Source organism: Dyadobacter flavalbus, assembly GCF_006149045.1.
GTDB lineage: Bacteria > Bacteroidota > Bacteroidia > Cytophagales > Spirosomataceae > Dyadobacter > Dyadobacter flavalbus.
In genome coordinates this window covers 944,971-971,349 of record NZ_VBSN01000027.1, presented here as the reverse complement: position 1 = coordinate 971,349, position 26,379 = coordinate 944,971, and the positions used below count along the sequence as shown (strand labels likewise).

Annotated in this window: 23 protein-coding genes; 14 read left to right on the top strand and 9 right to left on the bottom strand. The window is 44.1% G+C overall.

All coding sequences use genetic code 11. The features are described 5' to 3' along the window. Positions 1-6: 6 nt before the first annotated feature. The gene (locus FEM33_RS09265) at positions 7-1,026 is read right to left on the bottom strand and encodes a bile acid:sodium symporter family protein (protein ID WP_139011740.1); all 1,020 of its coding nucleotides are present in this window, start codon (positions 1,024-1,026) and stop codon (positions 7-9) included. Positions 1,027-1,285: 259 nt separating this feature from the next. On the opposite strand from FEM33_RS09265, the gene FEM33_RS09260 reads away from it, so the two are divergent. Continuing rightward, complete coding sequence (locus tag FEM33_RS09260) at positions 1,286-2,080, top strand: glycoside hydrolase family 16 protein (RefSeq protein WP_229214159.1); 795 nt, start codon at positions 1,286-1,288, stop codon at positions 2,078-2,080. Here the strand turns inward: FEM33_RS09260 and FEM33_RS09255 are convergent. Continuing rightward, positions 2,077-3,243, bottom strand: coding sequence for a PepSY-associated TM helix domain-containing protein (locus FEM33_RS09255; RefSeq protein WP_139011738.1), 1,167 nt, complete (start codon positions 3,241-3,243; stop codon positions 2,077-2,079). The two genes, FEM33_RS09260 and FEM33_RS09255, sit on opposite strands and share 4 nt — an antisense overlap. A gap of 312 nt (positions 3,244-3,555) precedes the next feature. Here FEM33_RS09255 and ileS point away from each other — a divergent pair, with 312 nt between their 5' ends. From ileS to FEM33_RS26300, 5 genes are all read left to right on the top strand, one after another. After that, positions 3,556-6,990, top strand: a complete 3,435-nt coding sequence (ileS, locus tag FEM33_RS09250; RefSeq protein ID WP_139011831.1) for an isoleucine--tRNA ligase — start codon at positions 3,556-3,558, stop codon at positions 6,988-6,990. After that, on the top strand, positions 6,990-7,331 hold the full coding sequence (locus FEM33_RS26990; RefSeq protein WP_374756422.1) for a DUF6934 family protein: 342 nt from the start codon (positions 6,990-6,992) through the stop codon (positions 7,329-7,331). Before ileS ends, FEM33_RS26990 begins: the two co-directional genes overlap by 1 nt. Before the next feature lie 122 nt (positions 7,332-7,453). Then, positions 7,454-7,621 carry a hypothetical protein gene (locus tag FEM33_RS26305; protein ID WP_161597088.1) on the top strand — a complete coding sequence of 56 codons (168 nt, stop codon included), beginning with the start codon at positions 7,454-7,456 and terminating at the stop codon, positions 7,619-7,621. 11 nt (positions 7,622-7,632) lie between these two features. Further along, positions 7,633-8,412 carry a 3-hydroxyacyl-CoA dehydrogenase gene (locus tag FEM33_RS09245; RefSeq protein ID WP_139011737.1) on the top strand — a complete coding sequence of 260 codons (780 nt, stop codon included), beginning with the start codon at positions 7,633-7,635 and terminating at the stop codon, positions 8,410-8,412. A 575-nt stretch (positions 8,413-8,987) separates the two neighbouring features. Further along, entirely contained in the window at positions 8,988-9,140 is a 153-nt protein-coding gene (locus FEM33_RS26300) for a hypothetical protein (RefSeq protein WP_161597087.1), read from the top strand. On the opposite strand, the gene FEM33_RS09240 is transcribed toward FEM33_RS26300, so the two are convergent. Next, on the bottom strand, positions 9,137-9,886 hold the full coding sequence (locus FEM33_RS09240; protein ID WP_139011736.1) for a DeoR/GlpR family DNA-binding transcription regulator: 750 nt from the start codon (positions 9,884-9,886) through the stop codon (positions 9,137-9,139). The genes FEM33_RS26300 and FEM33_RS09240 overlap by 4 nt on opposite strands. 112 nt (positions 9,887-9,998) lie before the next feature. Between FEM33_RS09240 and FEM33_RS09235 the strand changes: the two genes are divergently transcribed. Next, complete coding sequence (locus FEM33_RS09235; protein ID WP_139011735.1) at positions 9,999-10,529, top strand: 5' nucleotidase, NT5C type; 531 nt, start codon at positions 9,999-10,001, stop codon at positions 10,527-10,529. A gap of 17 nt (positions 10,530-10,546) precedes the next feature. Here FEM33_RS09235 and FEM33_RS09230 read toward each other — a convergent pair whose 3' ends face one another. The 4 genes from FEM33_RS09230 to FEM33_RS09215 all read right to left on the bottom strand — a co-directional run bounded on the left by FEM33_RS09230 (position 10,547) and on the right by FEM33_RS09215 (position 14,434). After that, entirely contained in the window at positions 10,547-10,858 is a 312-nt protein-coding gene (locus tag FEM33_RS09230; RefSeq protein WP_139011734.1) for a type II toxin-antitoxin system PemK/MazF family toxin, read from the bottom strand. After that, the gene (locus FEM33_RS09225; RefSeq protein WP_139011733.1) at positions 10,843-11,061 is read right to left on the bottom strand and encodes a DUF2281 domain-containing protein; all 219 of its coding nucleotides are present in this window, start codon (positions 11,059-11,061) and stop codon (positions 10,843-10,845) included. The genes FEM33_RS09230 and FEM33_RS09225 overlap by 16 nt, the downstream gene beginning before the upstream one ends. Before the next feature lie 59 nt (positions 11,062-11,120). Continuing rightward, positions 11,121-13,139, bottom strand: a complete 2,019-nt coding sequence (gene uvrB / locus FEM33_RS09220; protein WP_139011732.1) for an excinuclease ABC subunit UvrB — start codon at positions 13,137-13,139, stop codon at positions 11,121-11,123. Between the two features lie 440 nt (positions 13,140-13,579). Further along, positions 13,580-14,434, bottom strand: coding sequence for a cupin-like domain-containing protein (locus tag FEM33_RS09215; RefSeq protein WP_139011731.1), 855 nt, complete (start codon positions 14,432-14,434; stop codon positions 13,580-13,582). A gap of 454 nt (positions 14,435-14,888) precedes the next feature. On the opposite strand from FEM33_RS09215, the gene FEM33_RS09210 reads away from it, so the two are divergent. After that, positions 14,889-15,227, top strand: coding sequence for an avidin-fold protein (locus FEM33_RS09210; protein ID WP_139011730.1), 339 nt, complete (start codon positions 14,889-14,891; stop codon positions 15,225-15,227). Positions 15,228-15,256: 29 nt separating this feature from the next. On the opposite strand, the gene FEM33_RS09205 is transcribed toward FEM33_RS09210, so the two are convergent. Further along, complete coding sequence (locus tag FEM33_RS09205) at positions 15,257-15,817, bottom strand: GNAT family N-acetyltransferase (protein WP_139011729.1); 561 nt, start codon at positions 15,815-15,817, stop codon at positions 15,257-15,259. A 272-nt stretch (positions 15,818-16,089) separates the two neighbouring features. On the opposite strand from FEM33_RS09205, the gene FEM33_RS09200 reads away from it, so the two are divergent. From FEM33_RS09200 to FEM33_RS09175, 6 genes are all read left to right on the top strand, one after another. Beyond that, a complete protein-coding gene (locus FEM33_RS09200) occupies positions 16,090-16,509 on the top strand; it encodes a hypothetical protein (protein ID WP_139011728.1) in 420 nt (139 codons plus the stop codon). Positions 16,510-16,685: 176 nt separating this feature from the next. After that, entirely contained in the window at positions 16,686-17,837 is a 1,152-nt protein-coding gene (locus FEM33_RS09195) for an efflux RND transporter periplasmic adaptor subunit (protein WP_139011727.1), read from the top strand. A gap of 36 nt (positions 17,838-17,873) precedes the next feature. Next, on the top strand, positions 17,874-21,029 hold the full coding sequence (locus FEM33_RS09190) for an efflux RND transporter permease subunit (protein ID WP_139011726.1): 3,156 nt from the start codon (positions 17,874-17,876) through the stop codon (positions 21,027-21,029). A gap of 69 nt (positions 21,030-21,098) precedes the next feature. Then, complete coding sequence (locus FEM33_RS09185) at positions 21,099-22,541, top strand: TolC family protein (RefSeq protein WP_139011725.1); 1,443 nt, start codon at positions 21,099-21,101, stop codon at positions 22,539-22,541. A 339-nt stretch (positions 22,542-22,880) separates the two neighbouring features. Next, positions 22,881-23,138 (top strand): helix-turn-helix domain-containing protein, encoded by a 258-nt coding sequence (locus tag FEM33_RS09180; RefSeq protein WP_139011724.1) that lies wholly within the window; start codon positions 22,881-22,883, stop codon positions 23,136-23,138. Between the two features lie 16 nt (positions 23,139-23,154). After that, positions 23,155-24,189 carry a nucleoside hydrolase gene (locus FEM33_RS09175; protein ID WP_139011723.1) on the top strand — a complete coding sequence of 345 codons (1,035 nt, stop codon included), beginning with the start codon at positions 23,155-23,157 and terminating at the stop codon, positions 24,187-24,189. 63 nt (positions 24,190-24,252) lie between these two features. On the opposite strand, the gene FEM33_RS09170 is transcribed toward FEM33_RS09175, so the two are convergent. Then, positions 24,253-26,373 (bottom strand): carboxy terminal-processing peptidase, encoded by a 2,121-nt coding sequence (locus FEM33_RS09170; protein WP_139011722.1) that lies wholly within the window; start codon positions 26,371-26,373, stop codon positions 24,253-24,255. Between the last annotated feature and the right edge of the window lie 6 nt (positions 26,374-26,379).

Sequence of the window (26,379 nt, the reverse complement as noted above, 5' to 3'; positions counted from 1 at the left end):
AACTTACTATTTATTGAAAACTCGTTCATCTACCGCTTCATCTTTTACTTCTGCGGCCATGCGCTGCGCGATGATACTGGCGGCAATCAGCTGCAATGCGTGATAAATCATAATGGGCAGCAGCATCAGTCCGGCCTGCGCTCCGGAAAACAGGACTTTGGACATCACCGCGCCTTGCACAAGCGACTTTTTCGAGCCGCAAAATACCGCCGTAACCTTGTCTTCCCGATCAAATTTCAGCAAGTCGCTGATGAAAGTCAGCAAGTAATAAATCCCGAAAAACAGCGCAAGCATTCCTATTGCTAAAAATACGATTTCTTCCCATCCCAGCGAACTAAACAGATGCTCGCCGAAAGATTCGCAAAAGGATGTGTACACGATCAGCAGAATGGAAGACTGATCAAAATAGCGGATGTACTTTTTCTTGCTTTCGGCAAAATGACCGTATTTCTTGTTCAAAAGTATTCCTGCAAATACCGGCAGTAAAACCTGAAGTGACAGTTTGATAACGACCGACAACATATCAAAATCGGTATTGCCCGATTCCATTACCAGTCCCATCCAGAAAGGTGTTATAAAAACGCCCAAAAGACTGGAAATGCTTGCGTTGAATATAGCCGCAGGAATATTTCCCTTTGCAAGTGAAACCATGACGACGGAAGAAGAAACCGTTGAAGGCAAAGCAGTCAAGAAGAATATAGCAAGCCATAGCGACTGACTTTCTTCGGTTTTAAACAAAGAGCGACAGGCAAGAGCAAGCAGCGGAAACAAAACAAAAGTGGAAAAATGCACCGTCACATGCAGTTTCCAATTCACTAGACCCGCGCGCAGCTTTTCGGCGCTGAGACGCAGTCCGTAAAAAAAGAAAATGATGGAAACGGCATACGTGGAAATTTCGGAAAGCGGCACCGGACTTTCTTTCATCCCGGGGTACGGCCACAGCCAGGCCAGAAAAATCATACTGATCAATCCCAGCATAAACCCGTCCAATCCTGCTTTTCTGGCTGTTTCTACTATTCTGTTCATTCTTAAAATTTAACTGCGTAATATGCTTTTCAGCTTAAAAAACGATCTTACCGGCTGTATTTACAAACAAAAGGGAAAGTATTTTAAATAATACAAGCTTTTGAAATATGCTTTGACTTCCTTGTTACGGAATGATCAGGCTGGTTAGAAAAATCCTGCTATGTACTTTCTGTTTTTAGCCAAACAATCATTCCGGCAAAAAACAGCTAATACTTTCAACATGCATTTTGTATTGAAAAACTTACTTTTGATTTTAACAATGGCACTAACAACTTCGGTTGCCGAGGCACAATGGAAACTGGTCTGGTCTGATGAATTTGAACAGAACGGCCCGCCCAATCCTGAGATATGGCAGCCGGAAACGGGATTTGTCAGAAATAATGAAGCGCAATGGTTTCAGGGAAAAAATGCGTACTGCAAAGACGGGTTCCTGATTCTTGAGGCAAAAAAAGAACGGGTCAAAAATCCGGATTACAATGCAAATAGCAAAAGCTGGAAACAGAACCGGGAATATGCCGAATATACATCTGCAAGCATTGTTACGCGCGGCAAAAAAAGCTTTCAATACGGCCGTTTTGAAATAAAGGCCAGAATTGATACCCGATCCGGATTATGGCCCGCGTTCTGGACGCTGGGCGAAAAAGGCGAATGGCCGGATAACGGAGAAATCGACATCATGGAATTTTACAGAAATATGCTGCTCGCCAATGTGGCCTGGGGCTCAGCGGAACGATACAAGCCCGTCTGGAATTCTGTAAAAAAACCAGTCAGTGAATTCAATGATCCTGAATGGTCTTCAAAGTTTCATACCTGGCGAATGGACTGGGACGAAAAAAGCATCCGTTTATACGTTGACGATCAGCTGATCAATTCGCAGGACCTTGAAAAAGCGCTTAATGCCAAAAATACGGATATCAGGCCGTTTGCCCAGCCGCACTATTTGTTACTGACCCTTGCAATCGGTGGTGACAACGGCGGCGATCCTTCCGTAACTGAATTTCCGGCCAGATTTGAAGTCGATTACGTAAGGATTTATCAGAAAACAGACAACTAACGGCTGACCAGATCCGGTTTCAGTTTCTGCAGGTTTTTCTTTACTCTTTTCTGGCTCTTGTTTCTTCTTCCCCACCAGATTATAAATCCGGTAACAGGCAAAGTTGCGCAGATCAGGCTGGCGAAAAAGGCCAGGATTTTTCCCGGAAGACCCAGAATTGCACCCGTATGAATGTCGTAATTCATTCTGCGCAGCTTTTTCCCGAAATTGGCTTCGCTGTATTTTCCGGTATACGGCCCTTCCGCTTTTATTTTCTTCAATGTATGCTGATCAAAATAATTGTAATCCACATGGTAATAAGTGCCATGGCGGAAATTCACATAAGAATAAATGGATTCGGATTTCAGATGCGGAAAGGAAATGTTCATTCCCTGATGCTGCGGATATTCCTGCTGCAAAGTATGCCATGCCCGATCCACAGCGGTCATCGGCTTGAATTCTGCAGCTACGGCCGTGGTATCTGAAACGGGATTGTAATACTGGTCGGAACCGGTGCCGCCTGTTGCTGTGTACAAGGATTGTGAAAACCACTGAAATCCCCATACAAGTCCTGTAATCGCAAGAATCACTCCGACAGACATGACATAAAAGCCGAATACGTTATGCAGGTCGTAGTTTTTTCGTCTCCATGCAGCATTCCATTTAATGGAAAAACGCTGTTTTCTTGCCGATTTGTTTTTGGGCCACCAAAGTACAAGTCCGCTGATGAGCATCACAAGAAAAACAAGCGTAGCCGACGCTACAACGGGCTGGCCGATGCTGGCAGGCAGCCATAGATAATAATGCCCGTGCAGTATAAAGTGAAAGAAATCCTCATCTTCATTCCAGACTTTTACAACCTTGGCCGTATAAGGATTGACATAAACCACATAATAATATTCAGGATCGATATTGTAGAAACCAACCTGCGCATTCCGGTCCGAAAGGCCGTAAAGAACGCCGTTTGCTTTTTTTCCCGGAAGTGCCTTTTCTGCACTTTCCTGCAAAACAGATGGCGGCAAAACTTTTGCGCCTGCAACCGGTTCTGTAAACATGTAAGGCTGCGTAAAACTTTTTATTTCCTGCTCAAAAGCAAGAATACAGCCTGTTATGGAAATTACAAATACGATAAGCCCCGACGAAAGGCCGAGATAAAGATGCAGTTTACCAATCAGTTTTTTCATCGACTGTTCTGTTCGTGCTAGCTTATTTAGACTTAATTAAAATACTAAGGTAACGCGAACATTTATAAAAACAAGAAATTCTGACGGTTTATATACGAACTGCTGCAAAGTTGAAAATACATTCCGGCCCACAAGCTGCAAGGTACTGCCGCTGAAACAGGAAATTAGCTTTTACATGCATGAAGTGCATAGCATCCTTTTGGCAGAAAAAAAATGCGTAATTTTGCACTCTTGAAATCCAAAACGGGTTTTATCTATATATTGAAATTACATTACAGGGCTAAAAGCCAGAAGCTGGAGGCCAAAAGCAATATGAAATACAACGAATATAAAAATCTGAGTTATCCTAAAATCGGAGACGAAGTACTGCAGTTCTGGAAAGATAAAAAGATATTCGAAGCATCGGTCGAAACGCGCGAAGGTGCTCCGACATTTACCTTTTATGAAGGTCCGCCATCGGCTAACGGCGCGCCTGGCATTCACCATGTGATGGCACGTGCAATCAAGGATATTTTCTGCCGCTATAAAACTTTACAGGGATTTCAGGTAAAACGCAAAGGCGGCTGGGATACGCACGGACTGCCTGTGGAACTGCAGGTTGAAAAAGAACTGGGCATTACAAAAGAAGATATCGGCAGGACCATTACCGTTGCCGAATACAATGAAAGATGCCGCCAGACGGTCATGAAATTCACAGATCAGTGGAATGACCTGACTGAAAAAATGGGTTACTGGGTAGATCTCGACGATCCGTATATAACCTATAAAAGCGAGTACATAGAAAGTTTATGGAACCTGCTTAAAAAGCTGTACGACAAAGGCTTGCTTTACAAAGGCTATACGATTCAGCCCTATTCGCCGGCCGCCGGAACAGGACTTTCGTCGCATGAGCTGAACATGCCGGGAACTTACAAGGATGTAAAGGATACCACAATCGTGGCCATGTTCAAGGTGCAATCTGCCGGAACTTACACGATTTTTGAAAAATATTCCGATCTGGATATCCGCATTCTTGCATGGACGACAACGCCGTGGACGCTTCCTGCGAACTCCGCGCTGACAGTGGGCGGAAACATCACTTATGTACTGGTAAAAACATTTAATCCGTACACGCACGAGCCGGTTGCAGTAGTTCTTGCAAAAGATCTGATCGGAAAATACTTTTCGGACAAAGGCAAGGACAACGGTTTTGAAGAGTATGAAGCGAGCGACAAAAAACTGCTTCCGTGGACTATTCTGGAAGAGTTCAAAGGAAAAGAACTGGAAGGCGTTCAATACGAACAGCTGATGCCTTATATCCAGCCTGAAAAACCTGCTTTCCGGGTCATTCTGGGTGATTTTGTAACGACAGAAGACGGAACGGGTGTTGTGCATACGTCGCCTACTTTCGGTGCAGACGACTTCCGGGTAGCGCAGGCCAACGGAATTCCTGCCATTATGGTAAAGGATGATTCGGGCAAAGAAGTGCCTATCGTAGATCGCCGCGGACGTTTTGTAAAAGAAATAACAGACTATGCAGGCCGTTTTGTAAAACCGGAATATTACTCCGAAGAAGAACAGAATGACCCGGAATTCAGGGCAACGGACGTAATGATCGCCATCAAGCTGAAAGAAGAAGGAAAAGCTTTCAAGGTTGAGAAATATGAGCACCCTTACCCGCATTGCTGGCGTACGGACAAGCCGGTTTTGTATTACCCGCTGGACAGCTGGTTTATAAAAACGACTGCGGTTAAAGACAAGCTTGTTGAACTGAACAAAACCATTAACTGGAAACCGGAAAGTACCGGAACCGGCCGTTTCGGAAACTGGCTTGAAAATCTGGTGGACTGGAACTTGTCACGCTCACGTTACTGGGGCACGCCTCTGCCGATCTGGCGCAGCGAACACGGCGATGAAGTTTGTGTCGGTTCTATCGAAGAATTGAAAGATCTGCTGGAAGAAGCACTGCTTTCCGGCCATCTGAACAGGGAGCAGTCAGCCAGAAACTCCGATTATCTGCTGAAACTGGAGAACGGCGATTTTGATTTGCACCGTCCGTATGTGGATGATATTGTACTGGTTTCCAAAAAAGGCAACGTCATGCACCGCGAGCCGGATCTGATCGACGTATGGTTTGACTCGGGCGCCATGCCTTATGCACAATGGCATTATCCGTTTGAAAGTCAGGATACGTTCAATCAAAGTTTTCCGGCCGATTTTATTTCTGAAGGTGTGGATCAAACCCGGGGCTGGTTTTTTACTTTGCACGCCATTGCCGGTATGCTGTTTGATTCCGTGGCATTTAAAAATGTAGTTTCGACCGGCCTTGTTCTGGACAAGAACGGCAATAAGATGTCAAAACGTCTGGGAAACGCAGTGGATCCGTTCTCAACGCTTTCTCAGTACGGCCCTGATGCGACAAGATGGTATATGATTACCAATGCCGAACCCTGGGATAACCTTAAATTCAATATTGACGGAATCGGTGAAGTTCAGCGGAAATTTTTCGGAACGCTGGTGAATACCTATAATTTCTTTGCTTTATACGCCAATCTGGACGGATATGAATTTGGTTCGGGCAATGAAACCGTTGCGCTTGAAAAACGTACGGAGCTGGACCGCTGGATTTTATCCAAACTGAATACGCTGGTTAAAGAAGTCGGTGAACAATTCGATGATTACAATCCGACAAAAGCAGGACGGCTTGTGCAGGATTTTGTTACGGATCAGCTTTCAAACTGGTATATCCGGCTAAACCGCCGCCGTTTCTGGAACCCGTCGCAGGGACAAGGCAGCGGATTGACTGAAGACAAACAGGCAGCGTACGAAACTCTGGAGCATTGCCTTGTAACCGTTGCGCAGCTGATGTCGCCGATTGCACCGTTTTTTGGCGAATGGCTGTATAAAAACCTGACGGACGGAGATCGTCAGGCGTCAGTTGCAAATAATACTGCTTATAAATTTGATTCGGTACACCTTACTTACTGGCCGAAAATCGAGGAAGAAGCAATAGATCTGGATCTTGAAACATCCATGGAACTGGCGCAGACAATCAGTTCTCTGGTTCACTCCATCCGCAAAGGACACAAGATCAAAGTGCGTCAGCCTTTATCCAAAATTCTGATCCCGGTTTTAAATGACAATACAAAGCGTCAGATTGAACAGGTTACTTCCATTATTTTAACGGAAGTCAATGTGAAGAACATCGAGTTTGTTCATGACGACAGCGGAATCCTGAAAAAGAAAATAAAGCCGAATTTCAAAACGCTCGGACCCAAGTTCGGGCCTAAAATGAAAGAAGTTGCCGCTGCCATTTCTGCAATGACGGAAACCGAAATAAAGGAAATCGAAAGAAACGGATCAATCAGTCTGAATACTGCTTCTTCGCCGGTTGACATTGCTGTATCTGATGTTGAAATCATTGCAGAAGACGTTCCGGGATGGCTGGTTGCCAGCGAAGGCGGGTTGACCGTTGCACTAGATATTACTGTAACAGATGAACTTCGTCTGGAAGGAATCGCCCGTGATTTCGTTAACCGCGTTCAAAATCTACGTAAAGACAGCGGTTTTGAAGTAACAGACAAAATAAAGATTACTTTACAAAACAATGACGGCTTGCTTGCCAGTGCTGTAAACGCCAACAAGGAATATATTTGTCAGGAAGTACAGGCACTGGACCTGAATCTGACAAGCGATCTGAACGGCGAAGCAACCGAAATTGAAATGGACGAATTCCTTCTGAAAGTAAAGATCGAAGTGGTTTCGTAATGCATTATGAGGCTTATACTTTCAGTCGGAATGAACAGAATAACAGTTTTCATTTTCAAAGTACCGTAAAACGTGGTACGTTCGAAAAGGCAGTTGCTTTTTCTTTGATTACAGATAACATCTACAATCTTGCGTTACTGGACTTTGATCCTTTAACGCAAGATTACGTGGATGATTCAGTTACAGACAACGGGGATATGCCTGAAATTCTGGCAACTGTAATGAGAATTATGATTGAATTTCTTAACGATTATCCTGATCGCCGAATTTTTCTTACCGGCAATACCTCTTCCCGAACACGTTTATACCAGATTGCAATAACAAAGTTTTATTTTCACTGAATCATTGTATTACTGTTTCTGGCTACTACAATGACTTGTGGGTTCCATTTGAAACAAACATGAATTTTGAAGGTTTTTTGATATCAAGAAATTTTATAGATTAGTAAAAAAAGCCAGGAAACATGAAAATAGCGGACAAAAAAACATTAATCGAAAACCTGTTACATAAAGTTATAATAGATGACTCTATTCCGGATTTGTCGCAACATCCGGTCGTATTAAAGAAAACGGAAAAAGCACGTGCGTTTTTTGAAAAACATCCGCTTCCTGAACATCTTTTGAGAAAATAACACTTTCCCGCATGCAACTTCAGAACGCCACAGCCCTGATTACCGGCGGCGCTTCCGGCCTGGGAGAAGCCACTGCAAGGTTGTTTATACAGGAAGGTGCCAAAGTTGCCATTCTGGATGTTAATCAGGAAGCAGGTGAAAAGCTGGAAGCTGAATTTTCAGGCCAGTTAAAATTTTTTAAAACAGATGTATCTTCCGAGCAGGATGTTCAGCAGGCTGTTGAAAAAACAATTGAAATCTTTGGTGCGCTTCATATAACGGTCAACTGCGCCGGCATTGCTCCTGCCCGCAAAATCATCGGAAAGAACGATGGTGTTTACGGTCCGCATTCCTTAGCCATTTTCGAAAAAACAATCCGCATAAATCTGACCGGAACATTCAACGTCATGCGCCTGACTGCATTTGCCATGGAAAAGAATGAACCCAATGAAAACGGCGAACGCGGCATAATCATCAATACAGCTTCCATAGCAGCCTACGACGGACAAATGGGACAAGTTGCCTACGCTGCGAGCAAAGGTGGAATTGTCAGCATGACTTTGCCTGTCGCACGAGATCTTGCAAAATCCGGCATCCGCGTAATGGCCATTGCGCCGGGATTATTTGAAACGCCATTGTTGCTTGGATTGCCGGAAGAAGCCCGCATTTCACTCGGTCAACAAATTCCGTTTCCTTCCCGCCTTGGCCGCCCATCCGAATATGCATTGCTTGTAAAATCCATCGTTGAAAATCCGATGCTCAACGGAGAAGTAATCCGGCTCGACGGTGCAATACGGATGAACGCTAGATAACTGAACTTCTTGTAATCACTTTATTGCAAGATATTTGGCTTATATTCAAGGATGAACTTAATACAACATATAACTGGCCAAAAAACCATTTTCAATTGGTTGTTTATGGCTTTGTTACTTACCGGAATCGCACTACCCCGGGAAAATAACGATTTGCGCTATACTTATAGAATTGAAGAAGTTCATATATTCACCACTTCCTCTAAGCACTTAAAATACAAACCGCAACTTTCCGGATTTACCTCAAAGGCGGCAGCAATCATTTCGTTTTATTGCAAAAACACGCAGTTACTTGCATTAAAGCAATTTTCATTAAAGCTTCATAACTACTTTCCTCCGAAAAGCAGTATTTATCCCAACTTCATTATTTCCTTAAAATCCATTTGCAATCAGCATTTCCGCAGCAGATCTCTTTCACAGAAAGACACTTCTATTTTCCTTATTTAATATAAAATTCGCCTGATAATCAATGGCTTTATTTCCCTGCAATCCTGCCGGAAAACAGATTATCCTGCGCGCTTCAAAATCTTGTTTACAATATCCGAAGTTGGATTTTATACTATAAATCAAGGAAAATGAACTACATTAAAATATTGCAATACACAAAAAAATGGCTGCGAAGACTAATTATTGCTTTTATGCTTGGCTTTGCAAATGCTATCAATATGGATGTAAAATCGGTGGATGAAAGTTTGTTTAAGATTGAAGAAACAGATAAAAAGCTTTAAGCCATCTTTATTCCCAGTTCAGTATATACTTTAAATGCTTCATCCTCAGCTAGCTGGTCGGTTATAATGACAGATAATCGATCAGTCGGACATACATAATAGGCTTCTGCTGTTTCCAGTTTTTCAACGGTAGCCAGCGCGATGATTTCCTTTGAAGATTCGATCATCACTCTTTTTACTTCGCTTTCTTCGAAATTCGGGCTGGTGACGCCTAACTCGGCATGGATGCTGCAAATTCCGAGGAGACAAATATCCGCCCTGAACTTTTTAAGAAACTGGATCGTATCATTTCCGATCGTGACAAAGGAATTTTTCAACAAGCGTCCGCCTGCAAACAAAACTTCCACATGCTCATGTTCTTCCAGCAAAGTGGCGACGGGAAAGCTGTTCGTAACTACCGTAAGATGAACGTCTTTTGGCAACAGTTGTGCAACAAGTACGGCTGAAGTTCCTCCATCAAAAATTACAACCTGGTCGTCTTTCAGAAATTCAAGTGCTTTTTTTGCGATAATCTGTTTTTGCTCGGTATCATGCAATATCCTGTCTTTAAAGCGATGAGGGCCAGGCGAATGCGGAACAGCTCCTCCTCTTACAGATTTTAAAAGTCCCTGTTCCGCCAGCTCCTTTATATCCCGACGGATTGTATCTTCCGAAACATTCAGTAATGTGCTTAATCCTGCCAGGTATACTTTTTGATCATGCACCAGCCTGTCCAAAATTAACCGGAATCGTTCTTCTTTCAGCATAAATATTCTGTTTTATGCAAAATTAGTAATTAATTGCAAATAAATATTGCAGGATATTGCAAAACTTACATACATTTACTGCAAATTACAGCACAATAACTGTTATAAACATATGCGGAAGTCAATTGCCATTGATATGGACAATGTCATTGCTGACATTGAAAGCAACTGGATTAACTTGTATTACAAGGAATACGGAGTAAAAGTCACAAAGCAGGATTTGCATGGAAAGCCGGAAGATGAAGCTTTCCCGGATCCGGTTGCAGCGCGGAGGCTGTTATATCAGCCGGGATTTTTCCGGCATGCGCCCATTGTACCCGGCGCGCAGGAAGCACTCATCAAACTGCAGGAAAACTTTGATATTTACATTGTATCTGCTGCCATGGAATTCCCTAATTCGCTTCCGGAAAAATATGACTGGCTTCATGAACATTTCCCGTCTATTTCCTGGAAAAATATTGTTTTCTGCGGCGACAAAAGAATCATTGACACGGATTATCTGATAGACGATCATTTAAAAAATCTGGATTTTTGCAAAGGAACACCCATACTATTTACCGCAAGCCATAATGTTAATGTTGACAGGCACAAACGGGTGAATAACTGGCAAGAAGCATTGGAGCTGTTAATTGCTGCGAACTAAGCAATTAACAGCTCTTGCTATTTAATTATATCTATGATTTTCTGAATTACAGCATTGATTTTAGATGAATTTATCAATCCTGCTTTACGGATAATAATATCTTTATCCGCCGTAAAAGTACAACTTGGCCGGATAAAGCTGTCGACAGGCAACGAACCCGAAACAAAATCCGATGAAGTCAGCGAAACGGCAAATTTATCTCTGGAATTTTGTGAAGTATCATCTCCATCCAGATCAGAAAGTACAAGAGCCGGCCTTTTTTTAGAACCGGTTAAGTCAGAGAACGGAAATGGAATGATTACAACTTCACCTTTTACAAATTTTGCCATGCCTGATCTTCTTCAGTATTCAGCCAATCTTTTGCCAATGCTTTCTGGCTTGCATAATGTGTTAAGGTTTTATCCTGTACCCGTAATTCCTCTGTTGCATCATTAATGGTAAAGGCGATAATTTCTACTTGCTTACCAATATAAGGTTCAGGAAGTTGAATCGAAATATCCTGATTGTCCGGCACCATTAATGTTCTGATCATAGCATGTTTTAAATTTTAATAAAGATAAAAGATAATAACGATTTCCGGTTCCAATTACCTTACACCTTCTCCTTCACGCGGTCTTTTAGCTGCAGCAATTCATCCCTTAACCTTGCTGCTTCCAGGAAGTCGAGTTCTCTTGCGGCTGCTTCCATTTTCCGCTGTGTTTCCGAAATCAGCTTCTGCAGGTCGTTTTTGCCCATATACTGAACCACTGGATCTGCGGCAATCCTTACTTCTTCCGGCTCCACATACACTTTGCGGACTTTGGAATCTGCAACCGAAGTCTGTTCCATAATCGCCTCTCGAGACTTCAGGATGGTTTTTGGCGTAATGCCATTTTCTGCGTTATACTCCATCTGAATTCTGCGGCGGCGATTGGTTTCATCTATGGCCTGCTGCATGGATCCTGTAATGACATCGGCATACATGATTACTTTTCCACGGTCATTCCGGGCAGCACGGCCGATAGTCTGGATCATGGATCTTGTATCTCTCAGAAAACCTTCTTTATCAGCATCCATAATGGCCACAAGCGAGACTTCCGGCAAATCAAGCCCTTCACGAAGCAAATTCACACCGACAAGTACATCAAAAACGCCCAGACGAAGTTCACGAAGGATCTCGACCCGGTCAAGCGCTTTTACTTCCGAATGTATGTAACGGCATTTGATCCCTACCTTATCCAGATATTTGCTCAATTCCTCGGCCATTCTTTTGGTCAAGGTCGTAATCAGCACCCGGTCGCCCTGTTTGATCCGCTGAGTGGTTTCATCCAGCAGATCATCGATCTGGTTCAGACTTGGCCGCACTTCAATTTCCGGATCAAGCAAGCCTGTCGGCCGGATAATCTGTTCTACAACTACACCTTCGGACTTTCTCAGTTCGTAATCAGCCGGCGTTGCGCTTACAAATATGGTCTGCGGCGTCATATCTTCAAATTCCTGAAAAGTAAGCGGGCGATTGTCTAAGGCGGAAGGCAGACGGAACCCGTATTCCACAAGCGATTCTTTTCTGGATCTGTCTCCGCCCCACATGGCCCGGATCTGCGGCATAGTTACATGACTTTCATCCACAACCATCAGGAAATCTTCAGGAAAATAATCAAGCAGACAAAAAGGACGTTGTCCCGGCAGACGGCGGTCAAAGTAACGTGAGTAGTTTTCGATTCCGGAGCAGTAACCCAGTTCCCGCATCATTTCCATGTCAAATTCCGTACGCTCTTTAACGCGTTCGGCTTCGGCAAGCCTTCCTTCTTTTATAAAATATTCGATCTGCAGTGCAAGATCATCCTGAATTTCCTTGATTGACTGTGTCAGAACATCTCTTCCGGTTACAAAAAGGTTTGCAGGAAAAATGGCGACTGCACGCTCGGAAGAAATCTTTTTCCCCGTTTCGGGCTCTATCCGCTGTATTTCCTCGATCTCGTCTCCGAAGAATACAATCCGGTAAGCAAAATCCGCATAACCCGGATAAATATCAACGGTATCCCCTTTTACACGGAAAGTTCCGCGGTTAAATTCCACTTCGGTACGACTGTAAAGGATTTCAACCAGCCTGAACAAAAACTGGTTTCTGCTTACAACATCGCCGACTTTGGTACTGACAATGCTCTTTTTATACTCATTCGGATTTCCTGCACCGTATATACAGGAGACAGAAGCAACGACAAGCACATCGCGCCTGCCGCTCATTAAAGAAGAAACGGTGTGCAAACGTAACTTATCAATTTCCTGATTGATCAGCAGGTCTTTTTCTATGTACGTGTTTGTAGTCGAAATAAATGCTTCCGGCTGGTAATAATCGTAGTAACTGATAAAATATTCTACGGCATTCTTGGGAAAAAACTGTTTGAACTCGCCGTAAAGCTGAGCGGCCAGCGTTTTATTATGACTTAAAACCAAGGTCGGCCTTTTGACCTGCGCAACTACATTTGCAACCGTAAATGTCTTTCCGGAACCCGTTACACCCAGCAAAGTCTGTGCAGGCTCGCCGGATTCAATGCCCAGTACAAGCTGGCTGATTGCTTCCGGCTGATCTCCGGTCGGTTTATATTCAGAAGTAAGTTCGAAATCCATAGTAATTATAAAGCATTCAATATATAACGCATTGCAGGCAGCAATTCTTTTTCAAGGCAGAAACCGGGCCGTTCTTTTTTACAAACCGGCCCTTTGCTCATTTTGCAGATAGAATTTGCCTGATCTTTCAAAACCTGAAACCTCGATTTATAACGGATCATTTAGCTAAAAACATTGGTCTGCGCAACAGGCATTTTGGTATCTGTTGTTAACAACAGTTCCTCCAAAACAAGTTCGTATAAAACCGACAGGAAAGTAAATATAAAACCCTTGCCAACATCAACCCGAAAGCCGTATTTGCAAATCATTACATCGGCAAGCATCGACTTTCATTTTCAGGATCAACAGAAAAGAATTGATCAGAAAAAATTATTTATACAATAGCAAAATAGCCTTGTACGCAGTGTACAAGGCTATTTCAATGTATAAATAAAAATGCTTTACGCCTGTTCCGTCAGAACTTCCTTTGCATTTTCAACTGCTTTTCTTTCTTTCCAGTGCTGCCAGTCCAGGCCAAGAAGTTTGGTCATGCTTTTATCCACGAAGGTATGGCGAACAAGGTTCATTCCGCCGCGTACAGCCGTAAATATGGAATTGTTCGCCCGCAATGCAAGGCTGAAACCGCCGTCTATATACCGGATGTAATGCCACCACAATGAAGGAATAAAAATGGTTTCTCCGTGGAAAAGCGTTGTCTCATGGCCGACTGCTCCTTTCAGTGCAGGAAAACGTTCATAATCCGGATTGATCGGATCCACTTTGCTCATGACCGTGAACGGGTGATGATACAAACGACGGCTTTCTTCGGGCGAAAACAGAATGACCTGCTTGCGCGTCTGAAACTGCGTCAGGAACACATTGGAGCAATCCATGTCATAATGCAGGCTTGTAATGGAACCCTGGCCGCCGAAAAAGACAAACTTGTACGATTTCAAAAAGCCGTCCATAATGGTCGGAAAACGAATGTCATTGACAAGCTCCGGCGCTTTTTTGAAAATATCAAAAAGAAAAATGCGCAGGTCGGTCGGGCCGCCCTGAATAAGGTTCAGATAATCCCCGAACTTCATCGTCTTGGCAATCTGGAAATATTTGTCCGCATCATGCATATGGTTATCCACCAGAGGGACGTCAATATTCCCGTGGTTTTCGCGAAGCCACTCAAAAGTCCATTTCTGAACCGCCGGCCAGTCTTTTGCCAGATCGGTAAAAACAACGGGACGACTTGGCTTCAGATAATTTTCAATAAACTCTTCGCGGGTAAGTCCGCTGCGTTTCTCTATGGGTACTAATTTCATGTCAGAAACTAAGTAAAAAGTAAGCGACTATAATGGATTCCTGAATTCAACGCTGATAAAGCCTGTTCCAATACATCTGAACAAATGCTGTCTTTTTTAATGCACTGCTGCAACGCTGAACACAGCCGGCATTCTGAAATTTTTATTAATTATATATTAACTCAAATGTATTAAAGAGAATTCAAAAATATAAATTTCATAAAATATTACCTTGAACTTTAATGATCCGCCGCAATGATGAAAAGATGTGTTAGTCATTGAAGCCGTTCAGGAGAATTTGTTTGTATATGACTGCCGCACTCGCTTAAATTTACAACCTTTCAACCAAAAACACATGAGCACTGTAAAAATGCCCAATAGCTTTTGGCTGCTGGCTTTTAGCTACTGGCTTTCAGAATCCTGAATATTTGCCGGGAAGAAAATTATACCATAAACCAACTTTAAACAATAACGGATGATCAATTACAACAACAGGGTTTTCAGGCCGCTTTCCAATTCCGAAAACGGAGAAGTGGATCTTGAAATGCATTTTGTTTATAAGCAAAGCGGCAATATCGTTACTTCAACTTACTCGGGCGGAAGAATAAAGACCGGACACCTGATTGCCATTGCAGACGAAAACGGGAACCTGGACATGCGTTATCATCAGGTAAACGACAAAGGTGAAATTACAACCGGCATCTGCCGCTCAACTCCGGAGCAGCTTGCGGACGGAAAATTGCGAATGCATGAAAAGTGGCAGTGGACATCCGGCGATTTTTCCGAAGGGGAATCGCTTCTGGAAGAACAGTAAAATGACTTTGCTGAAATTGATTTTCCAAATTACGCACCTGGCAACAACCCTGAAAAAACGCCGGCTATTTTCCTCAGCAGCTTACTGATCCGGGGAAAATAAACAAACTTGTATTTCACCTCGTCCAGATCTTCAATCGTTTCCACGTTCATCATTCCGGCCTTTTCAAGAACGCGGATGGAAGCGGAATTATGAACATTGACAAATGCAATGACTTTGCTGGGATTCAGTTTTTTTCTTGCAAAACGGATCAGTCCGCCTGCTATTTCCGTCGCAATTCCCTTTCCCCACTGCTCTTCCACCACCCTGTAACCGATTTCAATTTCCGAACCGATCCTGTCGAGCTTTGCCGCGCCGATCAGTTCACCATTTTCCAGACTTTCGATCAGATATCTTCCCAGATACGTATCGCTTCCATACTCTGCCAGAAAACCTTTCAGCATTTCATCGGATTCGCTGCGGCTGAGCGAATAACCGGTCACATATTTCATTACGTTGGCATTGTTGCTGATCCTGAAATACTTGTCGCCATCCGCCGCTGTCATTTTGGTCAGGACAAACCTTTTTGTTCTTATCGGTTCAATACCCATGCATTTATTATTTTTCAAATACCGATGTTGCCGGAAATGTAAAAATGCTTTATAAAAACGTGCAATAAAAGAGCTTTGGAATTTGATACAAACCAGTACAGAATGAAATTGGTTAACAGTTATTAACAAGTAACGGAATTTGGATTTTACATTTGAATTGTTACATTTGGATTATTACGGTTTAATATCACAATTTCGTTCCAATAATTCCATTCATTCTTGAATTCATTATAAAAGTATGAATTTTTAATGACCTGATTTTAGTCAGTATCATGATAAAAAGAACTTTTGTATTGTTTTTCTGCCTTGCACAAATCCTGGCCGTTTCGCTGTTTTCGCAACAGTCGCAGGCCGCGTGTATGCTGGATTCGAAATTAAACGGATTTTCACCTTTTACCGTTGAAACAGCAGAATCTCCGGAGTGCATTATCATCGTTGACGAGACAATTTGCAAGAAAAATGCAATTGTCAGGGCCGACGAATTCGAGTGGAAAGAAAGCCTGTCGGATCTGCTTCGTCACCGGCATGCTACTTACAGGTTTCAGAGCATTGTTTCCCATTATTGCCTGAACTACAATTTTGCCCGCATTTCCAGAATCATCCGGGAATCGGTAAAGCTGACTGTTGTAAATAAAGGACTGCTGACGCTTCCGGATTATTACAGCTTTCTTCATCGCCTCTGCCCCTTTTAATCAATTTCCTTCATATACTTCTGAATCCCGTTTTCCTGAAAGACAACGGCAAAGATTTTCATGGCTTTTCGGCATGACAGTCTTTCGAATTTTCCTATGCAATCGATTCGTTTGGCAGGATCGAGAGAACAAGCATGTATCCAGTTGCCAATAACCACCCTGTTATCTACTTATTTATGAAAAATCTTCCTTGGTCGCTGTTAGCTGCGATCAGTATGCTGGCTTATGGCTGCGCATCAAAAAATGAAAGTACATCCGCCAAACAAGACAGTATTCTGACCATTCCGGTTACAGAGCTGAAACCTCAGAAAACGGAACTGCACAGAGAATATGTCGGCGATATCCATGCCATCAAGAACGTTGAGATATATGCCAGAGTAAAAGGTTATCTGGAGGAAGTATATGTGGACGAAGGCAAGGAAGTTAAAAAAGGGCAGACATTGTTCCGGATCAACAATGAAGAATACGAGGCACAACTGGCAAAGGCAAAAGCCAATCTTCAGAGCGCCATTGCAGAAGCCAAAGGCGCAGAACTGGAACTGAAAAGGGTCAGATTGCTCGCTGAAAAAAATGTGATTTCCAAAACCGAAGTGGAAGTGGCGGAAGCCAAGCTGGCGGCCGTAAATGCAAGGATTGAAGAAGCCCGTTCCGAAAAGTCCAAAGCTTCCATTCATCTTGCCCAAACCCAGATCAAGGCGCCTTTTGACGGCATTATCGACCGCATTCCGTATAAAGCAGGAAGCCTTATTGATGAAGGAACGCTGCTGACGACGCTTTCTGATACCAAAAATGTATTTGCTTACTTCAATGTTTCCGAAAACGAATACCTTGAATATGTAAAGGCCCGAGGAAAAGCCAGCAATGGCCATACGGTCGTTGAGCTGGAACTTGCAGACGGCTCTTTTTTCAAACACAAAGGTACGATTGAGACAATGGAAGGCGCTTTTGACGAAGGAACGGGTTCCATTGCATTCCGCGCGCGCTTTTCCAATCCTGAAAAGCTGCTTAAACACGGTTCCACCGGCACCATTCGCCTGACGAACACGGTTGACAACGCCATTCTGATCCCGCAGAAAGCAACGTTTGAAATTCAGGATAAAAGCTTTGTTTATGTCATGGATAAAAACAACAAAGTCAAAACCAGAAGCTTTGTTCCGCGATCCCGATTTGACAATTTCTATATCGTAAAGTCGGGACTGAAATCCGGTGAAACCATTGTTTGTGAAGGCGTTCAGGGGCTTAAAGACGGCGCTACCATTTCACCGAAAGCCATTTCCATGGACAGCCTTGGCGCTGTAAATGAAAAAGTGGCGCTCAGCGCACGGTAAAAGCCTTTATCTCAGTGTTCACCTGAAATTAAAATCATGTTCAAGACTTTCATTGAAAGGCCGGTGCTGTCACTGGTCATATCTCTTTTTATAACACTTTTAGGGCTTTTCGCGCTTGTCGGCCTACCCGTTTCGCAGTTTCCCGATATCGTTCCGCCATCCGTTGTCGTAACGGCCCGCTATACCGGTGCAAATGCCGAAGTATGTGCAAAAGCCGTTGCCATTCCGCTGGAAAGAGCCATCAACGGGGTTCCCGGAATGACTTACATGTCCTCCGTTTCAAGCAATGACGGCGTTACGCTGATCAATATTTCATTCGAAGTCGGTACCGATCCGGACCTTGCAGCGGTGAACGTACAAAACCGTGTACAAACTGTCATTGACGAACTTCCGGAAGAAGTAATCAAAGCCGGCGTTACGACGGAAAAGGAAGTAAACAGCATGCTGATGTATCTGGATATTATGAGTTCGGATACAACCGTCGGTGAAGATTTCGTATACAACTTTGCCGATATCAACATTCTTGCAGAATTAAAAAGGATTGACGGCGTAGGCCGCGCCGAAATCATGGGCAGCAAGGATTACTCCATGCGCGTTTGGCTGAAACCCGAAAGAATGATCAGTTACAACGTGTCTGCAGATGAAGTCGTGCAGGCGATCCGCGATCAGAATGTGGAAGCAGCACCGGGCAAAACGGGTGTAAGTTCGGGAAAAAGCACGCAGATGCTGCAATATGTACTGAAATACACCGGAAAGCTTTTCGAGCCGGCGCAGTATGAAAACATTGTCATCCGCGCCAATGCCGACGGTTCCATGCTTAAACTCAAAGATGTGGCCGACGTTGAATTCGGAACGCTGAACTATAACATGAGCTCCAAGTCGGACGGACGGCCTTCGGCATCGATTATGATGAAGCAGCGGCCGGGCTCCAACGCACAGGATGTGATTGCCAATGTCAAGAAAAGAGTCGCCGAGCTGAAAGAGTCGGCTTTTCCGCCGGGGATGGATTACACCATTTCCTACGACGTTTCCCGCTTTCTGGATGCTTCCATTCATGAAGTGGTAAGAACTTTGATTGAAGCATTTATCCTTGTAATTCTTATTGTATACCTGTTTTTACAGGATTTCCGCTCCACGCTCATCCCGGCGCTTGCCGTTCCGGTTGCATTGGTAGGAACCTTTGCTTTCATGCAGCTTTTCGGGTTTTCAATCAACTTGCTTACGCTTTTTGCATTGGTACTCGCCATCGGAATTGTAGTGGATAATGCCATTGTCGTCGTGGAGGCTGTGCATGCAAAAATGGCCGAAAAGCATCTGGATGCCATGCCCGCAACGATTGAAGCCATGAAAGAAATGAGCGGCGCCATTGTTGCCATCACGCTCGTTATGTCTGCAGTGTTTGTACCCGTGGCCTTCATGTCCGGGCCGGTCGGGATTTTTTACAGACAGTTTTCTGTAACACTCGCTATTTCCATTGTTATTTCGGGTATCAACGCGCTTACGCTTACGCCGGCATTGTGCGCGCTGATGCTGAAAAATACGCATGGCCAGCCTGTTAAAGATACATTTCTCAACCGTTTTTTCCGAAAGTTCAATAATGGTTATGATACGGTTTCATCAAAATACAGAAACCTGCTTTCCGTCATTGCAAACCGCAGAGCGATTACAATTGGCCTGCTACTTGCCTTTTGCATTGGAACATGGGGCATAAACACAATCCTGCCAACGGGTTTTATCCCGACGGAAGATCAGGGAATGCTTTATGTGAACGTAACAACGCCTGTCGGCGCAACGGTTGAACGTACGGAAACGGTTCTGGATGATATTCAGAAAGTGGCGCAGAAGCTGGAACCTGTAGAATCCGTAACTACTTTGTCCGGTTACAGTCTGATGACCGAATCGGCCGGTGCATCGTACGGAATGGCTATGGTGAACCTGAAACCTTGGGATAAACGTACTGTTTCCGTTAATGACCTTATCAAGGAGCTGGAAGAGAAAACGAAACACATTACGGATGCTGATATCCAGTTTTTTCCTCCGCCGACAGTTCCCGGATTCGGAAATTCAAGCGGTTTTGAATTAAGGGTTCAGGACAGAACGGGAAGCGATGATCTTCAGAAAACGGCAGCCATCACAAACGAGTTCGTCAAGGCATTGTCGGATGCACCTGAAATCGGAAGTGCGTTCAGCAGCTTCGACGCCAATTTTCCTCAGTATCTGATCCATGTGGATTCGGACATTGCGGCCAAGAAAGGCGTTTCCATTGATAAAGCCATGAGTACGCTGCAGACGCTTGTCGGAAGTTTTTACGCTTCCAATTTTATCCGTTTCGGGCAAATGTATAAAGTCATGGTGCAGGCGGACCCGGAATCGAGAAAAAACCCGGAAGACATCCTGAAACTTTATGTCAAAAATGACCGGGACGAAATGGTTCCTTTCTCCACTTTTATCCGTCTGGAAAGAGTTTACGGCCCTGAATTGCTGACACGTTACAACATGTTCACTTCTGCCATGATCAACGGTGATGCTGCGCCGGGTTACAGCAGCGGTGATGCGATCAAAGCGGTGGAAAGGGTGGCAAAGGAAAAACTGCCCAGAGGATTTACTTACGACTGGTCGGGAATGACGCGTGAAGAAATCCTGTCCGGAAACCAGGCAGTATTCATCTTTGCGATATGCCTTATTTTCGTGTATTTACTGCTTTCTGCACAATATGAAAGCTTTTTGCTGCCGTTACCGGTAATTCTGTCGCTTCCTACGGGTGTGTTCGGCGCATTCCTTTCCCTGAAACTTCTTGGCCTTGAAAATAACATTTATGCACAGGTTTCGCTGGTGATGCTGATTGGTTTGCTGGGTAAAAATGCAATTCTCATTGTTGAATATGCCATCATACGCCGGAAAGAAGGCCGCTCCATACTGGAAGCTGCGCTGGAAGGCGCCACAGAACGTTTGCGCCCGATCCTGATGACTTCCTTTGCGTTTATTGCCGGATTGATCCCGCTTTGTATTGCTTCGGGTGCCGGTGCTATGGGAAACCGCTCCATCGGAACTGCTGCTGCCGGCGGAATGCTCATCGGCACTTTGTTCGGTGTGATTATCATTCCCGGGTTATACGTTCTTTTTGCCGGCCTTGCAAATCGGAAAAAAGCAGAGCAAACCGTTGCGAAAGAAGAAGAAGTCGTGCTGGACTGATTCGGGATTTTTTTCAAGGCAGCCGGCCGGATTACAGCCGGCTGCCCTATTTCAAACAGATTTATAATCATGAAAACCTGTAAAAGGACTTATCCTATTCTTTTATTCGGAATGCTTCTTGCAATGTCCGGCTGCAAACTGATGCGGCCCGTAGAGCATGCTTCCAGAATAAGTACGCCAAAATCTTTTTCCGGCCAGACGGATTCAACGGGCATTGGCTCCATACCATGGAAATCGTTTTTTACCGATCCGCATTTGGTTGCGCTGATCGATACGGCTATTCAGAACAATCTTGATCTGAAAATGGCTGTTCAGCGGATTGAAATGGCAAGGTCCAATATGCTTTTTGCACAAGGCGCCTTGCTTCCCGTAGTTGCGGGAGAAGTTTCCGGCGGAGGCAGAAAATTCGGTGATTACACCATGGACGGCGTCGGAAATTATGATACCAATTTTTCGGAAAACATTGATAATGACCGGCGGCTGCCCGCTCCTTTTCTGCCGGATTACTTCGCAGGATTCCGGAGCACCTGGGAAATTGACATCTGGGGTAAACTGAAGACGCAGAAAAAAGCTGCCTACAACCGCCTTCTGGCAACAGAAAAGGCAAGACATGCCATCACAACCGGACTTATAGCGCAAATTGCAAGTATTTATTTTGAACTGACAGCGCTCGACACTGAACTGGATATCATTCGTAAAAACATTGCATTGCAGCAATCGGCGGTGGAAACAATCAGGATACAGAAAGAAGGCGGAAGGGCCAATGAACTCGGCGTACAACAATTAGCCGCCCAGCTGCTGAATACACAAAGCCTTGAATTCAATACGCAGCAAAGAATCGTTGAATACGAAAACAATCTTAACCTGCTTTTAGGCCGTTTTCCTCAAAAAATAACCAGAAATAAAGTTGCTGAACAGGTTATCCCGGAATCCGTACAGGCCGGAATCCCTGCCGGCATGCTGAAAAGACGGCCGGATATTCAGCAGGCACAACTGGAAATGATGGCTTATTACTCGGATCAGCAGGCTGCGCAGCTGGCATTTTTACCTTCGCTGAACATTACGGCCATGCTGGGTTTCAATGCATTTAAAAGCAGATTGCTGTTTTCGCCGGGTTCGGTTGCCTACAATGCGCTTGGCGGCTTTGCAGCACCTATTTTTAACAGAAAAGCACTCAAAGCAGCACAAAGAAGATCGGAGGCAGCAAGTCTGGAAGCATTGTATGCCTACAATATGACCGTATTAAGAGGGTTTGAAGAAGTAAGCACCAGTCTGAAAAAACTTGATAATACGAAAAGCATTGCAGCGCTGAAAACACAGGAAGTAGATGTGCTGCAACAGGCCGTAACGACGTCCAAAGATCTTTTTCTTACAGGCTATGCATCTTACTTAGAAGTAATTACGGCGCAGCGAAGCGTTCTGGAAGCAGAACTTAACCTCACCAATGTGCAGAAAGAACAGTTTCTCGCTTTGGTTGAATTGTACCGTTCACTAGGCGGCGGCTGGGAATAATGCAGGGTTTCAGGCAATGTATTCCGGATTGTAGCGGTGTATGTTGCCTGAAAGCTGTTTAGCTTTTGGCGGTTAGCTTTTCTGACATAAGTATTTGATCAAGAGCAAAATTCAGGAGCTGAAAATCTTACCTTATTCTGTCCAAGCAATTCTTTATTTAAAATTTTATCTTTAATTTATTTTTTTGCTGCTGGCGGCTTTATGAGTGGGTTTATTTTTTTGTAAAACAGCTAAGTTGCATGATGAATAAATAGTAGTTGTATTTTACAACTTGCTGCTGGAAAGTATTTACCCTATTTTGCAAAAAGTTCATTCACACACTTAAAGTTATCTTGTTAAATGGCAGGATTTAATGAAAAAATGCGGTCAATCCGGATGATGAGAGGCATCAAGCAAAATGAAATCGCCGAACTGCTGAATGTAAAACAGCAATCCGTCAGCAAAATTGAAAGCGGCAAAATTCATATTTCAAAAGATACCGCGAACAAAATTGCAAATCACTTCGGCTTTGCAAGCAAGGAAGAAATGGAAATTTTTTATGAAAAGAACATATGCCAAAGTTCCCGAAAAGCAAATCAGAAAAGAGAATTTACGTAGCCCTGAAATGTAAAGCATGAAAAAACTTTACATCAGAACGGCTCTCAACCTGATCATTACTACTGCCATATTTTCCTGTACGGGATTTGCCCAGAACAGAAATGTCTTTAACAATGAACTCGTTCAACCGCGCATGCGGGTCATTATAGACAATGATTTCAGCGGAGATCCGGACGGTTTGTTCCAGCTTGCGCATCATTTGCTTTCTCCGTCTGTGGAAATCAGTGCAATTATCGGCTCGCACCTGAGGCCGGACGACGGTTTTGACAACTCCAAAACCCAGGCCGACAATGCAGCCGCGAAAGCTTCTGAATTGCTTAAAATGCTTAAACCCGGCAGCAAAATTCAGGTCATTGCAGGATCAAATACGGGCATGACGTCCGACAGCGTGCCTGTGAAAAGCAAAGCCGTCGATGTCATTATCAAAGAAGCATTGAGAACCGACACCAAACTGCCGTTATACGTTGTTTGCGGTGCCGGGCTGACAGAAATTGCAAGTGCCGTCCTGACGAATCCGGAAATTGCCAAAAAGATCACGCTTGTCTGGATCGGTGGCCCGGAATATACAGACCTCGCCTATCCTCCGCCAAACTATACGCCGCTGGAATATAATCTCGGCATTGATATTCATGCAGCCAAAGTTATTTTCAACAAGTCGTCTATCGCATTGTGGCAGGTCCCGCGGAATGCTTACAGACAGGCGCTTTTACCTTATTCGGAATTGCTTTTTAAGATAAAACCCAAGGGAGAAACCGGAAAATACCTGGCCGGCGCTATTGAAAACCTGATGCAGAGGATTGTGAAATATGTAAATACCGGGGAAACTTACATTCTCGGCGACAGTCCGCTTGTTCTGCTGACTGCACTGCAGTCGTCTTTTGAGGCCGATCCGTCTTCGAGTTATTATGTTCTTAAAGCGGCACCGAAAATCAATGATCAGGGTTTGTATCAGTTCAATAATACGGGAAGAAATATCCGGGTGTATGACAAGCTGGATATTCAACTCATGTTCAACGACTTTTTTGCAAAGCTGGAACTGAACAATAAATAAACCGGGAAATAAAAAAGCACGGATCAGAAACCAACCCGTGCTTTTATTCCTATTTGTTACTAACTATTTTTTCTTGGCTCCGGCCAGACTTGGTTCCTTGGACAATACGATCAGATCCGCAAGAATACGGCCAGTTTCCGTCAGATAAACGTCTTTCTTCTTTTTATCCTTAGGTGCTTCGGCAGTTTTGGAATCTGTCTCTTCTTCGTCTCCATCCGTTGTATCTTCACCAAGCTGCTTCATCGCCGCTCTTTTTTTCTCGGCTTCGTCACGTTCCAGCTTACGCTTGGATTCCTGAAGAGAAACAACCTTGTTTTCACGCGCTTCCTTAAACTCATCCAGTGTTTTTACAAGCGTTTTCAATTCTTCGTCCGTTTTTAGGCGTTGCTTGTATTTGTCACGAAGCTGATCAACAATTTTCGGATTAACGTTATTGGTCAGCTCGTACTTGGATGAAGCAATCTGATCCCAAGGCAATGCACTTGGCTGCGAACCTTCACCATACTCGTTCACTTTAAAAGCAGTCGGCAGTTCCATATCCGGCATCACGCCTTTTAATTGGGTGCTGCTTCCATTGATACGGTAAAATTTCGCAACGGTCAGCTTCACTTGTCCAAGCTGTTCGGTTTCTTTCGGAACCCATTGATTCAGATCAATCAGCGTTTGTACCGTTCCTTTTCCGTAAGTCTGTTCACCAACAATGATGCCGCGTTTGTAATCCTGAATGGCAGCTGCAAATATTTCGGATGCAGATGCACTGAAACGGTTTACCATAACAGCCAGCGGGCCGTCGTAAGCAATACTCGGATCGTTATCGGATTGCACTTCCACTTCGCCGGGACCTTCTTTTACCTGAACAACCGGGCCTCTGTTAATAAACAAACCGGTAAGCGAAACCGCTTCTGTCAAAGAACCGCCGCCGTTGTTACGAAGGTCAATGACAATGCCTTCCACGTTGGAAGCCTGCAATTCCGTGATCAGTTTCTGAACATCACGCGTCGTGCTTGAAAATTCTTTTTCTTTATGCTGTGCGCCTTCAAAATCACGATAGAACAACGGAACATCAATTACACCGATTTTGTAAACTTTGTTGGCATTGGTAACTGAAACGATCTCGCTTTTGGCACGCTGTTCTTCCAGTTTGATTTTTTCACGGACCAGGCGGTATTCTTTCGGCGTAGATCCGGGAATTGCATCGGCAGAAATAACCTGCAAACGAACTACGGTTGATTTCGGGCCTTTGATCAGCTTAACGGCATCATCGACAAACCATCCGATGATATCAACCATTTTACCCTCATCACCCTGTGCAACGGCCACAATCTTGTCTTCTTTCTTAAGCTGCTTGCCTTTGAAAGCCGGACCGCCGGGAATTACCTCTACGATTTTGATGTAATTGTCTTCTTCACGCAGAATTGCCCCGATTCCTTCCAGCGACTGGCTTATTTCCTGCTTGAAACGATCAGCCGAAGTAGGTGCCATATAACTTGTATGCGGGTCCATGGATTCCGCATAAGCATTCATAAACATCTGGAAAACCTGTTCCGTACGAATTCTTCCGAGCGCGCGGTCACGGTTTTTGTAACGGTCACGCAATGTTGAAACAACTGCAGTATCCGCTTTTCCGGACAGTTTCAGGTCAAGCGCTTCGCTTTTCAGGTACTTGCGCCATGTATCGTTCAGCTCATCTGCACTTTTTGCCCAGGCCGCTTTTTCACGATCGGTGTTCATGGATTCGTCCACCGTATAGTCGAAAGGTTCCGGCTTTTTCAGCAATGTCTGAATGTATTCGCTTCTTTCCTTGAAGCGTTTTCTGAACACGTTATAAATCTGAAAAGGAACATCCAACTCTCTTTTCTGAAGATAATCGTCAAAAGAATCTTTGTACTTGTCAAACTCATTAATGTCGGAAGCAAGGTAATACAGCTTCCCGTGATCGATTGCATCAATGTACTTGTCGTAAATTGCTGCTGACAAGGAATCATTGAGCTTGGTTTTTCTGTAATGATAACTGGACAAAATCCGGGTTGTCAGCTCTTCAGCCTTATACTGGGATGCAACCGGCTTGATGTCTTCATCGACAGAAGTTTCAGTCCCGGTTTTCACCAGCGCTTTTTCCTGAACCGGGCCACGTTGCCAACCCAGCAATACAACCGGAATGAGAGTGATTAAGTACTTTTTCATTGTTGA

What these genes read in the sequence shown, in the direction of transcription:
- FEM33_RS09265 (WP_139011740.1), bottom strand. Translation starts at nt 1,026, where the DNA reads ATGAACAGAATAGTAGAAACAGCCAGAAAAGCAGGATTGGACGGGTTT.
- FEM33_RS09260 (WP_229214159.1), top strand. Translation starts at nt 1,286, where the DNA reads ATGGCACTAACAACTTCGGTTGCCGAGGCACAATGGAAACTGGTCTGG.
- FEM33_RS09255 (WP_139011738.1), bottom strand. Translation starts at nt 3,243, where the DNA reads ATGAAAAAACTGATTGGTAAACTGCATCTTTATCTCGGCCTTTCGTCG.
- ileS (WP_139011831.1), top strand. Translation starts at nt 3,556, where the DNA reads ATGAAATACAACGAATATAAAAATCTGAGTTATCCTAAAATCGGAGAC.
- FEM33_RS26990 (WP_374756422.1), top strand. Translation starts at nt 6,990, where the DNA reads ATGCATTATGAGGCTTATACTTTCAGTCGGAATGAACAGAATAACAGT.
- FEM33_RS26305 (WP_161597088.1), top strand. Translation starts at nt 7,454, where the DNA reads ATGAAAATAGCGGACAAAAAAACATTAATCGAAAACCTGTTACATAAA.
- FEM33_RS09245 (WP_139011737.1), top strand. Translation starts at nt 7,633, where the DNA reads ATGCAACTTCAGAACGCCACAGCCCTGATTACCGGCGGCGCTTCCGGC.
- FEM33_RS26300 (WP_161597087.1), top strand. Translation starts at nt 8,988, where the DNA reads ATGAACTACATTAAAATATTGCAATACACAAAAAAATGGCTGCGAAGA.
- FEM33_RS09240 (WP_139011736.1), bottom strand. Translation starts at nt 9,886, where the DNA reads ATGCTGAAAGAAGAACGATTCCGGTTAATTTTGGACAGGCTGGTGCAT.
- FEM33_RS09235 (WP_139011735.1), top strand. Translation starts at nt 9,999, where the DNA reads ATGCGGAAGTCAATTGCCATTGATATGGACAATGTCATTGCTGACATT.
- FEM33_RS09230 (WP_139011734.1), bottom strand. Translation starts at nt 10,858, where the DNA reads ATGGCAAAATTTGTAAAAGGTGAAGTTGTAATCATTCCATTTCCGTTC.
- FEM33_RS09225 (WP_139011733.1), bottom strand. Translation starts at nt 11,061, where the DNA reads ATGATCAGAACATTAATGGTGCCGGACAATCAGGATATTTCGATTCAA.
- uvrB (WP_139011732.1), bottom strand. Translation starts at nt 13,139, where the DNA reads ATGGATTTCGAACTTACTTCTGAATATAAACCGACCGGAGATCAGCCG.
- FEM33_RS09215 (WP_139011731.1), bottom strand. Translation starts at nt 14,434, where the DNA reads ATGAAATTAGTACCCATAGAGAAACGCAGCGGACTTACCCGCGAAGAG.
- FEM33_RS09210 (WP_139011730.1), top strand. Translation starts at nt 14,889, where the DNA reads ATGATCAATTACAACAACAGGGTTTTCAGGCCGCTTTCCAATTCCGAA.
- FEM33_RS09205 (WP_139011729.1), bottom strand. Translation starts at nt 15,817, where the DNA reads ATGGGTATTGAACCGATAAGAACAAAAAGGTTTGTCCTGACCAAAATG.
- FEM33_RS09200 (WP_139011728.1), top strand. Translation starts at nt 16,090, where the DNA reads ATGATAAAAAGAACTTTTGTATTGTTTTTCTGCCTTGCACAAATCCTG.
- FEM33_RS09195 (WP_139011727.1), top strand. Translation starts at nt 16,686, where the DNA reads ATGAAAAATCTTCCTTGGTCGCTGTTAGCTGCGATCAGTATGCTGGCT.
- FEM33_RS09190 (WP_139011726.1), top strand. Translation starts at nt 17,874, where the DNA reads ATGTTCAAGACTTTCATTGAAAGGCCGGTGCTGTCACTGGTCATATCT.
- FEM33_RS09185 (WP_139011725.1), top strand. Translation starts at nt 21,099, where the DNA reads ATGAAAACCTGTAAAAGGACTTATCCTATTCTTTTATTCGGAATGCTT.
- FEM33_RS09180 (WP_139011724.1), top strand. Translation starts at nt 22,881, where the DNA reads ATGGCAGGATTTAATGAAAAAATGCGGTCAATCCGGATGATGAGAGGC.
- FEM33_RS09175 (WP_139011723.1), top strand. Translation starts at nt 23,155, where the DNA reads ATGAAAAAACTTTACATCAGAACGGCTCTCAACCTGATCATTACTACT.
- FEM33_RS09170 (WP_139011722.1), bottom strand. Translation starts at nt 26,373, where the DNA reads ATGAAAAAGTACTTAATCACTCTCATTCCGGTTGTATTGCTGGGTTGG.